The sequence below is a fragment of the Streptococcus chenjunshii genome, from assembly GCF_003086355.1.
Classification (GTDB): domain Bacteria; phylum Bacillota; class Bacilli; order Lactobacillales; family Streptococcaceae; genus Streptococcus; species Streptococcus chenjunshii.
On sequence record NZ_CP031733.1, the window covers coordinates 1,289,117 to 1,302,547 of the forward strand.

The 13,431-nt window shown below is 42.0% G+C and carries 12 protein-coding genes; 2 read left to right on the forward strand and 10 right to left on the reverse strand.

Features of this window, described 5'->3' with window-relative positions; translation table 11 throughout:
• From DDV21_RS06300 to DDV21_RS06330, 7 genes are all read right to left on the reverse strand, one after another.
• On the reverse strand, window positions 1–1,071 hold the full coding sequence (locus tag DDV21_RS06300) for an ABC transporter permease (RefSeq protein WP_116877107.1): 1,071 nt from the start codon (window positions 1,069–1,071) through the stop codon (window positions 1–3).
• A complete protein-coding gene (locus tag DDV21_RS06305; RefSeq protein ID WP_116877106.1) occupies window positions 1,064–2,602 on the reverse strand; it encodes an ABC transporter ATP-binding protein in 1,539 nt (512 codons plus the stop codon). The genes DDV21_RS06300 and DDV21_RS06305 overlap by 8 nt, the downstream gene beginning before the upstream one ends.
• A 110-nt stretch (window positions 2,603–2,712) precedes the next feature.
• Complete coding sequence (locus tag DDV21_RS06310; protein WP_116877105.1) at window positions 2,713–3,774, reverse strand: BMP family lipoprotein; 1,062 nt, start codon at window positions 3,772–3,774, stop codon at window positions 2,713–2,715.
• An 88-nt stretch (window positions 3,775–3,862) separates the two neighbouring features.
• Complete coding sequence (locus DDV21_RS06315) at window positions 3,863–4,255, reverse strand: cytidine deaminase (RefSeq protein WP_116877104.1); 393 nt, start codon at window positions 4,253–4,255, stop codon at window positions 3,863–3,865.
• The gene (gene deoC / locus DDV21_RS06320; protein ID WP_116877103.1) at window positions 4,242–4,904 is read right to left on the reverse strand and encodes a deoxyribose-phosphate aldolase; all 663 of its coding nucleotides are present in this window, start codon (window positions 4,902–4,904) and stop codon (window positions 4,242–4,244) included. Before deoC ends, DDV21_RS06315 begins: the two co-directional genes overlap by 14 nt.
• Before the next feature lie 11 nt (window positions 4,905–4,915).
• Entirely contained in the window at window positions 4,916–6,193 is a 1,278-nt protein-coding gene (locus DDV21_RS06325; protein ID WP_116877102.1) for a pyrimidine-nucleoside phosphorylase, read from the reverse strand.
• Window positions 6,190–6,771, reverse strand: coding sequence for a class I SAM-dependent methyltransferase (locus tag DDV21_RS06330; protein WP_116877101.1), 582 nt, complete (start codon window positions 6,769–6,771; stop codon window positions 6,190–6,192). Before DDV21_RS06330 ends, DDV21_RS06325 begins: the two co-directional genes overlap by 4 nt.
• A 113-nt stretch (window positions 6,772–6,884) precedes the next feature.
• Here DDV21_RS06330 and coaA point away from each other — a divergent pair, with 113 nt between their 5' ends.
• Entirely contained in the window at window positions 6,885–7,805 is a 921-nt protein-coding gene (coaA, locus tag DDV21_RS06335; protein ID WP_116877100.1) for a type I pantothenate kinase, read from the forward strand.
• A 114-nt stretch (window positions 7,806–7,919) separates the two neighbouring features.
• Entirely contained in the window at window positions 7,920–8,171 is a 252-nt protein-coding gene (gene rpsT, locus DDV21_RS06340) for a 30S ribosomal protein S20 (protein ID WP_116877099.1), read from the forward strand.
• Between the two features lie 138 nt (window positions 8,172–8,309).
• Here rpsT and DDV21_RS06345 read toward each other — a convergent pair whose 3' ends face one another.
• From DDV21_RS06345 to DDV21_RS06355, 3 genes are all read right to left on the reverse strand, one after another.
• Window positions 8,310–9,641 (reverse strand): sensor histidine kinase, encoded by a 1,332-nt coding sequence (locus DDV21_RS06345; RefSeq protein ID WP_116877098.1) that lies wholly within the window; start codon window positions 9,639–9,641, stop codon window positions 8,310–8,312.
• A complete protein-coding gene (locus DDV21_RS06350) occupies window positions 9,631–10,305 on the reverse strand; it encodes a response regulator transcription factor (protein ID WP_116877097.1) in 675 nt (224 codons plus the stop codon). Before DDV21_RS06350 ends, DDV21_RS06345 begins: the two co-directional genes overlap by 11 nt.
• 555 nt (window positions 10,306–10,860) lie before the next feature.
• Complete coding sequence (locus DDV21_RS06355; protein WP_116877096.1) at window positions 10,861–13,404, reverse strand: M1 family metallopeptidase; 2,544 nt, start codon at window positions 13,402–13,404, stop codon at window positions 10,861–10,863.
• Window positions 13,405–13,431: the final 27 nt, after the last annotated feature.

Here is a 13,431-nt window from a genome sequence, read left to right on the forward strand (position 1 = left end):
TTATTTGCCTCCTTCTGCTGCTGGAATGACTTTTTTGCTACGCGGCTGCAGGCAGCGGCGAATCATGTAATTAGCTCCAACAAAGAAAATAATTAAAGCAGAAACAACATCAATAATTTCCGAAGGAATTCCTAACATACCCGTTTTGCCGATAGCAAGAACACCGTAGAGGAAAGCTGCAAAGGGAATTCCCAGCGCATTGTTAGCTGCCAGCAGGGCTACAGCCATGCCGTCCCAGCCGATACTTAAAGAACTGCTTTGTACATAAACATTTTCAAATGTTCCCAAGCCTTCCACAGTTCCGCCTAATCCGGCAAGCGCTCCTGAAATGATCATAGAAGTGACTATGACACGCTTAGAAGACATGCCTGCATATTCAGCTGCGTGGGAATTCAAGCCGACCGCTGTAATTTCATATCCCATTGTTGTTTTTTTCATCATAAACCAAACAAGTACCACTGCAATAAGGGCAAAGAAAATACCGATATTCATACGCGAATGGTTTGTTAGTTCAGACAGCCACTGCGTTTGGTAAGAAGCACTGGCTGATACTTTGTTGCTGGCATCAGATGTACGCATGACCGTGTCAGAAATACCGTTGCGGACTAAAGCATCGGTTGAGTATAGGATGATATAGTTCATCATGATAGTCACAATCACTTCACTTGTTCCTAAGTAAGCACGCAAAATGCCTGGAACAGCACCAGCAAGGCCGCCGGCTATAAGACCGATTGAAACTGTGCAGATCACCGAAATAACTTTAGGTAAGTCGGGAAAAGAAAGAGCGAACCAAACAGCCATAACCCAGCCGATTAGAGCCTGTCCTGGCAGACCGACATTGAAGAAACCTGCTTTTGAAGAAACCGAAAAGCCCAGAGCAATTAAAATCAAAGGCCCCATCGCCCGGAAAATCTCTCCCCAATTTTTGAGAGAACCAAAGGCAGTATAGAGAAGGTCATTATAGCCCCAAATAGGATTATAGCCAAAGATAACCATAATAACAGCTCCCAGCAACATTCCTAAAAGAACTGCAAGCAGAGGAACTGCCCAATTTTGCATATTCTTAGACATTAACTGCCTCCTTGTCTAACTTTCCACCAGCCATTAAGATACCAAGCTCTTGTTTATCAGTTTTTGCAGGATCTAATATTCCCTGAATAACTCCATCATGAATAACAGCAATTCGATCTGAAATATCTAAAATTTCATCCAATTCAAAGCTGACAACAAGCACTGCTTTTCCCTTGTCACGCTCAGCAACCAGACGTTTGCGAATATATTCTATAGCGCCTACATCCAAACCTCGTGTTGGCTGGCTGACGAGCAGCAAATCCGGGTTGCGGTCGATTTCACGTGCGATGACAGCTTTTTGCTGATTGCCGCCAGACAGTGATCCGGCAGCAACTGTTTCACTGGCTGCCCGAACATCAAATTCAGCCATCAGCTGCTGGGTATGTTGGTTGATATTATTATAATCTAACACCCCATGCTTACTGAGAGGTTCTTTGTAATAAGTCTGAAGGGCCATGTTTTCAGCTAAAGTCATTTCCAGAACCATACCATCTCGGTGCCGGTCCTCAGGAATATGGCCAACCTGCATTTCTGTGATTTTCCGCGGCGTCAAGTGAGTTATTTCAGTCCCCTTGATTTTAATGGAGCCGGATTTAACTTTGCGCAGACCGGCAACAGCTTGGATCAGCTCACTTTGGCCGTTGCCGTCAATTCCTGCAATGCCGACAATTTCGCCTGCTCGAACAGCAAGAGACAGCCCTTTGACTGCTGGAATGCCACGATTTTCATCTACAAATAAACCTTCGATCTCTAAAACTGTTTCCTGAGGTCGGGCAACTTGTTTCTCTGTTTTGAAGGATACTTCTCTGCCGACCATCATTTCAGCTAACTCTTTGCTTGTAGTTCCCGCAATCGGTACTGTCGCAATAGATTTTCCGCGGCGGATTACTGTTACTCGGTCAGCCACCGCCCGAATTTCCTCAAGCTTATGGGTAATCAGAATAATCGACTTTCCTTCTTTAACCAAATTGCGCATAATCTCTAGCAGCTCAGTGATTTCAGCAGGTGTCAGGACAGCTGTCGGTTCATCAAAAATCAGAATATCGGCGCCGCGATAAAGAGTTTTAAGGATTTCAACACGCTGCTGGGCTCCTACTGTGATATCCGCCACTTTTGCGTAGGGATCAACAGCTAAGCCATATCGCTCAGACAATGCCTGTATCTCTTTTGCCGCGTTTTTTAAATCAAGCACACCTGCTCTCTTGGTCATTTCATTACCCAAGATAATATTTTCTGCAACTGTAAAGGCCTCCACCAGCATAAAATGCTGGTGAACCATGCCGATCCCCATTTTATTGGCTTTTGCAGGTGAATCCAATTGAGCGGGCTGGCCGTTTACAAGAATGTCACCCATTGTCGGCTCTAACAAGCCAGCCAGCATATTCATTAGCGTTGATTTCCCCGCACCGTTTTCACCAAGAAGGGCATGAATTTCACCGTGTCTGACTTCCAAGTTAACATGGTCATTTGCCAGGAAATCTCCAAACTGTTTAGTGATATTCCGCATTTCAATGACATTTTCATTTGCCATGTATACTCCCCTTTTCCTATTTTTATAGCTTAAACCGCTGTGGCTGCTGAAGGAATTCAGCCCTGAAAAAAGCGACCGCTTCAGGGTCGCTTTCTCAAAGATAACTTAAATTAGTTATCAACACCATCGGCAACAGTAATTTTTCCGTCAATAATTTGCTGCTTGGCTTCTTCAACAGCTGATTTGATTTCATCTGAAAGGTTATCTGTGACAATATCTACACCGCCGTCTGAAAGTCCGTAGGTTGTAATCTTGCCGCCCTCAAATTTATCACCATCAAGCTGAGCATTTGAGATGTTTTTAACGACTGTACCAACTTCTTTAATTGTTGATGTCAAAATAAAGTTAGACTTTTGATTATCGGAAGAAGTATAGTTCCCTTCGTTGCTCTGATCGCGGTCAACCCCGATAACCCAAACTTTTTCTTCGCTGTCAGCAGGCAGTTTTTCATTGATTTCTTTTGCTTCCGAGAAAACGCCTGTACCAGCACCGCCAGCTGCATGATAGATAACATCAGCACCGTTTGTATACATGGTAGCAGCAATTGTTTTGGCATTAGCAGAATCTGAGTAAGAACCAACATACTTAACCTGAACTTCGATAGAATCATCAACTGAAGCAACACCTTCTTTGAAGCCAGTCTCAAAACGGGTGATAGTATCCGATTCAATTCCGCCTATAAAACCAACCTTGCCTGTTTTAGACTGCATAGCAGCCGCAATACCGGCCAAATAGGCTCCCTCATTGTCTGCAAAAAGCACACTGGTCACATTATCTTGATCTGTGATGGTATCATCAATGATAACATAATTGACATCTTCATTTTCCTGTGCAGCTTTCTCAACAGCGGAGTGCAGTTTATAGCCGATACCAAAAATAAGATTGTAGCCATTTGAAACTGCAGAGTCCAGATTCGTTGCATAGTCAGCTTCGCTGTCAGACTGGAAATAAGTATAAGCCTTATCTTTTTCCAGTTTGTTCTCCTTGCCCCATTCTTGGAGTCCTTCCCAGGCTGACTGATTGAATGATTTATCATCTACACCGCCGGTATCAGTAACGATAGCTACCTTAGTATCGCTATCAGATGATGCACCGGATGAGCTGCGCTGACATGCAGCAAGTGTTAAAGAAGCAACCGCCAGCAAACCAAGTCCAACAATTTTTTTGTTCATAGAAATGAACCCTCCTAAAAACTTTTAAGCAACTGTGTGCTCATATGATTGCTAGACCCAAAAGTCTAGCAGAGAAAGTTAAAACAGATTATGTTAAATCTGTAAAAGAATAAGGAAGTAAATCCTCGACCGTCATCGCGACCGTCAGACCATCTTCAGCAATTAAAGTAACCTTTGAAGACGGCGCAAAAAATTCTGCCATTACCTGGCGGCAAGCACCGCAAGGTGAAACAGGTTTTTTCGTCTGTCCGTAAACAGCAATTTCTGCCAATTCAGTACAGCCGGCAGAAACAGCCTTAAAAATAGCAGTTCTTTCACCGCAGATAGTTAAGCCGAAACTTGTATTTTCGATATTGCAGCCGGTAAATATCCGGCCGTCTTTTGTTTTCACCGCAGCACCAACAGGAAAATGCGAATAAGGAACATAGGCTTTTTTACTGGCTTCTATTGCCTGAGCCACCAAGGAATCAGTATCCGCCATCAACTTTTTCTCCTTTCAGAATAGCGACTCCTGAAGAGGTTCCAATCCGCGTAGCACCTGCCTCAATGAAAGCTTGAGCATCTGTGTAAGACCGTGCTCCGCCTGCTGCTTTAACACCTGCTTTATCACCGACAGTCTGTCTCATCAAAGCAACATCTGCTACTGTTGCTCCGCCAGTTGAAAAACCGGTGGATGTTTTTACAAAATCAGCACCTGCTGCCACCGCGAGCTGACAGGCTTTCACTTTCTCTTCTTCAGTGAGCAGGCAGGTTTCGATGATGACTTTTACCAATTTCCCGCCGCTAGCGGCAACAACTGCTGCAATATCCTCTTCGACCGCCTGAAAACAGCCTGATTTTAAAAGACCGATGTTCATTACCATGTCAATTTCATCAGCACCTGCTGCCACTGCCTCTTTTGCTTCAAAAGCTTTAACAGCTGAAGTGTTAGCCCCGAGCGGGAAGCCAACAACAGTACAAACCTTAACATCAGAAGCTTTCTGCCTTTCGGCAGCCAAGCCAACCCAAGTTGGATTAACACAAACACTGGCAAAATGATGCTGCTTAGCTTCATCAAGGAGCTGTTCTATCTGCACCTGAGTGCTTTCTGCCTTTAACAACGTATGATCGATATATTTATTGAGTTTCATCATAGCCCTCTCTAAGAAATAATTTTAATAATTTCCTTGGGAACCAGCCGTTCTCTCATTATTTTAACATTTTTTTGAAATTCTGTAAGCTCTTTTTCCCCTAACTCTTCTTGAGAATAAATGCAGGCCACCCGTTCTCCTTTTCTTACAGCATCACCTACTTTTTTCTCAAAAACCAGACCGGTTTCATAATCCAAACAGTCAGATTTAACAGCTCGGCCTGCTCCTAGTTTCATAGCAAACAGCCCAAATTCCAAAGCTGGCAGTTCTGCAATATAGCCCGATTCTTCTGCCAAAATCTCCGTAACAAATCTAGCGTCTGCAGGCCGGTAAAGGTCCTTAAGATCACCGCCCTGAGCTGCAATCATTTCTTCAAATTTCCTCAAAGCCCGGCCGCCGACAAGATGCTGATGAATAACAGCAAGAGATTCTTCAACTCCCGCCAGCTTAAGCATTATCTTTGCTAAATCACAAATAAAATGACTGATATCCTCACGACCTTGACCTTGCATGATCTGCAGCGCCTCCAGAACTTCCAGACGATTGCCAACAGCCTGACCTAAGGGCTGACTCATATCTGTAACAACAGCTACTGTTTTTCGGCCAACTTCTTTTCCAAGTGTTACCATCGTCTCAGCCAATTTTTCTGCATCGGCGACCGTTTTCATGAAAGCACCGTTTCCAACCGTGACATCGAGGAGAATACTGTCGGCTCCTGCCGCAATTTTTTTGCTCATAACAGAGCTGGCGATGAGGGGAATCGTATCAACTGTAGCAGTCACATCACGCAAAGCGTACAAGAGCTTATCAGCCTTAACGAGACGTTCAGACTGGCCGATAACAGCTAAACCAATTTCTTGAACCTGTTTGATAAACGCTTTTTGCGGACGTTCAACTTGGTAACCTTTCACTGCCTCCAGTTTATCTAAGGTACCGCCCGTATGTCCCAAACCGCGACCGCTCATCTTAGCAACAGGTACACCAAAACTGGCTACCAGCGGGGCTAAGATAAGCGTCACCTTATCGCCGACCCCGCCTGTTGAATGTTTATCTACTTTAATCCCAGGGATTGCTGACAAATCAATGCTCTCTCCTGTTTCAACCATAGCTAAGGTCAAATCGCGGATTTCCTGCATGTCCATCCCTCTGAAGTAGACAGCCATAGCAAAAGCAGACATTTGATAATCAGGAACGGTTCCTGCTGCATAAGAGGAAATAAGCCATTCAATTTCCTGCCTTGTTAAGACCTGATTGTCGCGTTTTTTTTGAATTAAATCAACTGCCCTCATATCTTCTCGCTCTGCAAAATATAGTAGCCCTTATCTCTTTTTAAAACCTCACAGTTGCCAAAAACATCCTGCATTTTAACTTTGGCACTAGGGGCGCCCTGCTTTTTCTGAATCACTATAGTCAAAAGGCCGCTGCTGTTTAAATGCTCCTTGCCTTCTTCAATAATTGAGTGCACAATCTTCTTTCCGGCTCGAATGGGTGGATTGCTGATAATATAATCAAAAGATGAATCTATCTTTTCATATAGGTCAGACTGAAAAATATGTGCATCGATGCCATTTTTATCAGCATTTTGCTGCGCTAAGGCAAGAGCGCGGAGATTGATATCAACCAATGTAGCTCTCACCCCTTGAACTTTTGCTAAGGCAAGCCCCAAGGGGCCGTAGCCGCAGCCAATGTCCAAAAGTGTTTTTCCAGCTTCCAGATCCAAGGTATTTAGAAGCACTTGACTGCCATAATCAATCATCCTTTTAGAAAACACCCCGGCATCAGTTAGAAAATAGAAGTCTTCTCCCAGTAAATTGACTTTTAACTCATGGATATCATGAGCACTGGTCGGTTTTTCCGCATAATACATCTGTACTCTTACCTTTTTTGTAATCCTTCCCTATTTTAGCATACTTTGAAACTGTTTTCAATTAGTAATTAAAAATGCTATAATAAGGCTTATAAAGAGATGAGGAGCCAATTATGACTAGGGAATTTATTAATTTTGAAAAAATTTCCCGCCAATCCTGGCAGGAACTGCATCAAAAAACCAAACCTCTGCTTACAGAAGCAGAACTAGAATCCATAAAAAGTCTAAATGACCATATCAGTATCCAAGATGTCATAGATGTTTATCTGCCTTTAATCAGTCTCATTCAAATTTACAAGAGAGCACAGGAAAATCTTTCCTTTTCCAAAAGTATTTTTTTAAAAAAGGATGTCAGCAGCAAGCCCTTTATTATAGGCATATCCGGTTCTGTTGCTGTCGGAAAATCGACAACCAGCCGCCTGCTTCAGCTCCTCCTTTCCAGAACTTTCAGGACAAGCAAAGTTGAAATGGTAACGACCGATGGCTTTCTTTATCCTAACGCCAGGCTGACTGAGCGCAATCTTTTGGACCGCAAAGGTTTTCCAGAATCCTATGACATGGAATTGCTGCTAAATTTTCTTGATACAGTCAAAAATAAGGCAGAAGCTCAAATTCCAGTCTATTCCCATGAAATTTATGATATTGTACCAAATGAAAAACAAGTTATTCAAAGTCCGGATTTTCTTATCCTTGAAGGAATTAATGTTTTCCAGAACCAGCAGAACAACCGGCTTTATATGAGTGACTATTTTGACTTCTCCATTTATATTGACGCCGAAAATCATAATATTGAAAAATGGTATTTGGAACGGTTTGCTAGTCTTCTGGAGCTGGCAAAAAATGATGCTGGTAATTATTATCACCGCTTCACCCTTATGCCGCATGAAAAAGCTATGCAGTTTGCCCAGAATATTTGGCAGACAGTCAATCTGGTTAACTTAGAAAAGTATATCGAGCCGACCCGCAACCGCGCTGAACTCATTTTGCATAAGGCGGCAGACCACATGATCGATGAAATTTACCTCAAGAAATAAAGGATAATTTTAGGAGACAGAGTTACTGTCATTTTGCTGTGCACAGATAAGTTTTAAAATATTAAAGCTTGCCAAATGCGAGGAAATTCTATATAATAGTGTAGTTAGATTAATTTGGAGGTGAAACTATTGGCAAACATCAAATCAGCTATCAAACGTGCCGAGCTTAATGTGAAGCAAAATAAGAGAAACACAGCTCAAAAATCAGCTATGCGTACAGCTATCAAAGCGTTTGAGGCTAATCCGACTGAAGAGCTTTATCGTGCTGCTTCTTCAAGTATCGATAAGGCAAAGTCAAAAGGCTTGATTCATAAAAATAAAGCAAGCCGTGACAAAGCACGCCTTGCCCGTAAACTAGCTAATTAATAATAAATGCGTCAAAAAAGACAAACGCCTAACAAAGCGCTTGTCTTTTTCTTTTTCACTGTTAGAGAAAAGACGGTCGATTCCTCACAACCATCACAATGAGTTGCTGCCTACTTTGTATTTACTCAAAAATAATCATTATAGTTTCACTTCAAAGATGGTCCCTTGCGGAGGATTGTCTTTAACTGTGATAGTGCCTTTCAGAGAATCCACAATTTGTTTGGCCAGAGACAAGCCTAGACCAAAGCCGCCGCTCTGCCTTGTTCTGGCTTTATCGACACGGTAAAAGCGGTCAAAGATCTTCTTTTTATCCTCATCACTGATTCCCAGACCATTGTCAGCAATCTGAATCAGTAGGTGACGGTCTGGACTTTGTCTTATGGTCAAAATAATTTTGCCATCCTGTCCTGTATATTTAACAGCATTATCAAACAAGATGGTAAGGAGCTGTTTTAAAAGAGTTTCATCTGTTTTAACTGTTCTGGTGACTTTATTAATCCCAGTAAACACTTTATGGTTTTCTTCAGCAATCAAACTGTAACTGTCAAAAAGATCATCAAAAAATTCAGGTGATAGCTCCTTTATTTCAGGCGTCAGCCCATCATCTCTGCGGGCTAAATTCAGGAGATTAGTTGTCAAAATCCGCATATTTCGTACTTCATCGAGGCTTGAAGCAATGTTTTCGCTGTTCTCAAGAATTGTTGATTCAGGTTTTCTAAACAAGGTCTCTAAGCGGTTCTGTAAGACAGCAAGCGGCGTGCGTAATTCATGGCTGGCGTTTTCAACAAACGTTTTTTGTTTTTCATAGTTTTCTAAAATAGGTTTGCGGCTCCATTTGGCCAAATATACACTGGCTAAAACTGAGATAATCCAAAAAATTACCATAACAACGACAATGATTTTGATATAGCGCGAATTGGCATCGCCTAACTGGGTTGTATTAATGGCTATTGTGATATAAGCAACCTCAGGATAATCCTCGCTGGATACTGCAACTGTAATGGTGTGGTACTTTTCAGCATGTCCGGAGTAGTTTTCAATGGCTACTTCTTTTACCTGCCCCAGCTTACTGCTGTCGAGTTTTAAAGACTGCAGTCCTGAAAAAGTATTGACATTATTTAAAATGATCCCCTTACTGTTATAAACAATATAGCTTGTATTTGCAGCCACTTCCGTTCCCGGCTTCAGCTTAAAATCGCTCTCATCGCTGCCACCTCCCGAAGACGAATCCCCTGCAAAGGCATCTTCCAGTTCATCTAAAAGAGTGCGTGACATAGTCATAGAGACATAAGCTTCTGCATTAGCTACTGCCCCCTGCAGATTGCTGTCTACAGAAGAGTAGACTCCCACCCGCATGACTTGTAAAATAATAACTGTCATCACAAGAAAAATACCGGTGAAAACAGAAAAAAAATGAATAAAGAAAGTGAAATCCCCTGATTCCGCCTTCTTTTTTAATTTACTCAGCATTTTTCAGAATATACCCCACACTGCGCAGTGTCTGCAAATGATCAGCAAAACGTGTTCCCTTTAACTTTTTCCGAATTTTTGAAACATACACTTCTACAACTGAAATGGTTGTATCGCTGTCAAATCCCCAGATGCGATCGAAAATCTGTGATTTAGGCAGGATAACATTCTTATTTTGCAGAAAATAAACCAGCAAATCAAACTCTTTACCAAGCAGCTCTACTTCCTGTCCCTGAACAAGAGTCGTATTTGTCGATGTATCCACTGAAAGTTCTCCGTAAGAAAGAATCTTTTCATTAAACTTTCCCGAACGTTTTAAAAGTGCTTGAATTCGCATTTTTAGTTCCTCAAGATAAAAAGGTTTTGTCAGATAGTCATCGGCTCCAAGTTCAAATCCATGCCCCTTATCATCAAGGCCTTCTTTAGCGGTCATAATAAGAACTGGAGTTGTGATTCCCTTATCCCTCAGTTCTTTTAACACTTGGAAACCATTTTTTTCCGGCAGCATCAAATCCAGCAAAATAAGATCATAAACACCACTCTCAGCCTCATAAAGACCTTCTTCTCCATCGAAAACCTGCATCACATCCGCAAAATCATCCAGAAAGTCAAAAACCGAGTTAGACAAGCTCAAATCATCTTCCACAAGCAATATCTTAATCATTCTTTCAAATACTCCTTCTGTTCACTTATTATAACACCTTAAAAGTCTTTTAGTCCATATTGATTAAAACTTTTTTATCTCAAGTTTCAATACCCAAAACACTTTTTATATATTCACTAAAAATCAAAAATCAGCTGTCCCAACACAGAGCAGTTTCCTGTTTTTAGGCAATCCTTATTAAACTGGTTGAGTCAGGGACACCTCCTTTTGATTTTTTAAGCGTATTAACCAAAACTATTTATTAATATTTTAATAATTTAAGCTTAAGCTTTCCTAAAACAACAAGATACAAAGGCCGTGTTCAATTCCAACAAGATACAAAGGCCGTTAAGAAAGCGACTGAAAAATAGGGGCCCAACCGATGTGTCGCAAAACACGAGGGAGGGACATCTTTTTTCCGAGCTTTTAGGGCGTGTTCAATTCATCAAAAAAACAGGCCGGCCTCCTGCTTGCTAATTAACAAACAAGAGACCAGCCTATTAACAAGCTACAAAGACCGCTTAAAATTCCTGTATCGTAAATCAGAGATTTAGCTGGCTTTCAGGTAGAGCTACATCAGCGTACTGCATGAATAGCTTGTTCAACAGCAGCTTTTTCTTTTTCAATTAAGGCAACCCGTGCAGAAATTTCTTTGATGCCCATTGCAATATTTCTGCTGATAGCTAGATCGCTCAACTGCGGTTCAAAGAAAATACGATACTCTTCTAAACGTTCCGGTGTTTTAAACACGTTTGCCGGATAGATCACGAACTTGTCAAAACTCATATCTCCGCCAAGAGCATCCTTAATCCAGTTCCAGTTTTCTCTGGCCCAGGTCCAAAATGCTTCTTGCGTAAATTCTTTGGTCAAAAATGGATAATACCAACTCATAGCCAAATCTTGGGGCTTCACGAGGTCTTTATTTTTCAATTCAGATAAAATCCTCTGCACAGTAGCCTGTGATTTTGTATTTGCTAAAGCCACTGCTAGTTGATGGCGGAAATTACCATCATTGGTCTGCTTGTAAGCTGCCAAGTAAGATTCAATCAACTCAGGTGTCTCGGCCGTCTTCACCTGATTAGTCAAGACGGACAAGCGAATTGATGCTGGAATCATCTCAAGTTTATCTTTATAAGCGGTAAATATTTCCTTTGCTTTAGCGACAGCATCTGGATTATCAGCCAGAAGAATCTGAGTGATAGTGATTTGACGCACTAATTCATCTTGATCAGTATCGGTTTCTTTTGGTTCAAAACCTAAACGAGCATAATTTTGCCAGGAAATTTTTTCAACCAAAGCCTTAAAATCATCCTCTGCCTGACTGCCTTCATCGATAAAACGCTCCATTCCTGTCAGTACCTGATTAATTGCTGATGTGACAAGATAAGATGTTTCATCAGTCAATCGGCTTAAGAGCGGGATGAGCTCAGCATAAGTTATCTCACCGCTTTCTGCTAAGAGACGCCTTTCCTGAATAAGCTGTGACTTAGCAATCGTTTCTAAATCAGTCCAGTTATCCAAAAGATCGGTAAGTAAATCGCCTTTATAATTAGTCAGATAATGTGCTGTATTCCCCGTATTGAAGCGCAAAGCACCCTCGTTTTGTGCAGCCAGTGCTTTAAAGTTAGGAATTTCAACCTTTTCTTCAGCTAAGGTATCGGGCAGACCTTGCCAATTACTATTGAGCGGAATAGGCCAAATACGTCCCTTGTCTTGGTGGTCACCAACAAAAAACTGCTTTTGGGTGAGAATCAGACGGTCATTGGCTACCTCAGCGGTAAGCAAAGGGTAGCCGGGCTGCTCCAGCCAGGCGTCCATGAAAGCAGCAACATCTCGGTCTGCTGCCCCTGCCAATGCTTCCCAAAGGTCACGGCCGACTGTATTGCCATACTGATGCTTATCAAAGTAACTATTTAAGCCAGCAGCAAATTTCTCATCTCCCAGCCAGCGCCTGAGCATATGCATCAAACGGCTTCCTTTAGCATAAACAATTGCAGGGTCAAAAAGCGTGTTAATTTCATCTGGGTGGTTAACGTCAACATGAACAGACTGTACACCATCAGTTGCATCTCGTTTTAAAGCAAGCGGAACACCGGTTGTCTGAAAATCTTCAAAAATATTCCAGTCAGGTTCAATAGCATCTATTGCCACATACTCCATCATATTGGCGAAACTTTCATTGAGCCACAGATCATCCCACCATTTCATTGTGACAAGATTGCCAAACCACTGGTGAGCCAATTCATGCGCAATAACTAAAGCAACATTCTGCCGGCTTTTGACCGTTGAATTTTCATCGACCAGCAGGTAAACTTCACGGTAAGTTACCAAGCCCCAGTTTTCCATAGCGCCTGCTGAAAAATCAGGCAAAGCAAGATGGTTAGACTGCGGCAGAGGATAAGGGATGCCATAATAATCCTCATAAAAATCAATAACACGAACTGCAATATCGAGAGCAAATTCCAGAGACTGAGCGGAGTGCGCTTTGGTAGCGAAAATCCCTACTTCTGTTCCTTTCTGTGTCTTAGCGCTCAATTTTTGCAGATCACCGAGAGCGAAAGCCAACAAGTAAGGAGACATCCGCGGTGTCGTTTCAAAGGTCCATAAGCCGGTTTCCTGCCGCAAATCGACATTGATTTCCGGCATATTTGCCAGCACTATTTCTTCTTCCTCCTGATCAAACTTAAGACTCAGATTAAAGGTTGCTTTCGCTTCAGGCTCGTCGATACTTGGAAAGACTTCACGTGCAAAATGACTTTCGAATTGAGTAGAAATAACCTCTTTTTGAACCCCATCGACCGTATAATAAGAGGGGTACATGCCGGTCATATTATCTGTAATTTGTCCTGAAAACTCGAGAACAAGGGTCATGCTCCCGGTTTCAGGCAGCTGAACATGAACCGCTTCATGATCAGGATCCGTTTCGAATACTAAGGGAGCGTTATCCAGAAGAATAGCTGTAATAGTCAGATTTTTTTGATGAAAGGAAATGGTATTGTCTAATGCTTCTCCGCTGATAGCAACATTTCCTGAGAAGCGTTTCTCTTTGCGGTTGATGTCTAGGAAAATATTATAATTTTCAGGTATGAACTTTTCAACAAAGTGTTCTACAGTTTCCATAAATCTATCCTATTTCTAAATTTAAAT

Coding starts and splice junctions, on each gene's coding strand:
- DDV21_RS06300 (WP_116877107.1), bottom strand. CDS start 1,071: ATGTCTAAGAATATGCAAAATTGGGCAGTTCCTCTGCTTGCAGTTCTT.
- DDV21_RS06305 (WP_116877106.1), bottom strand. CDS start 2,602: ATGGCAAATGAAAATGTCATTGAAATGCGGAATATCACTAAACAGTTT.
- DDV21_RS06310 (WP_116877105.1), bottom strand. CDS start 3,774: ATGAACAAAAAAATTGTTGGACTTGGTTTGCTGGCGGTTGCTTCTTTA.
- DDV21_RS06315 (WP_116877104.1), bottom strand. CDS start 4,255: ATGGCGGATACTGATTCCTTGGTGGCTCAGGCAATAGAAGCCAGTAAA.
- deoC (WP_116877103.1), bottom strand. CDS start 4,904: ATGAAACTCAATAAATATATCGATCATACGTTGTTAAAGGCAGAAAGC.
- DDV21_RS06325 (WP_116877102.1), bottom strand. CDS start 6,193: ATGAGGGCAGTTGATTTAATTCAAAAAAAACGCGACAATCAGGTCTTA.
- DDV21_RS06330 (WP_116877101.1), bottom strand. CDS start 6,771: ATGTATTATGCGGAAAAACCGACCAGTGCTCATGATATCCATGAGTTA.
- coaA (WP_116877100.1), top strand. CDS start 6,885: ATGACTAGGGAATTTATTAATTTTGAAAAAATTTCCCGCCAATCCTGG.
- DDV21_RS06345 (WP_116877098.1), bottom strand. CDS start 9,641: ATGCTGAGTAAATTAAAAAAGAAGGCGGAATCAGGGGATTTCACTTTC.
- DDV21_RS06350 (WP_116877097.1), bottom strand. CDS start 10,305: ATGATTAAGATATTGCTTGTGGAAGATGATTTGAGCTTGTCTAACTCG.
- DDV21_RS06355 (WP_116877096.1), bottom strand. CDS start 13,404: ATGGAAACTGTAGAACACTTTGTTGAAAAGTTCATACCTGAAAATTAT.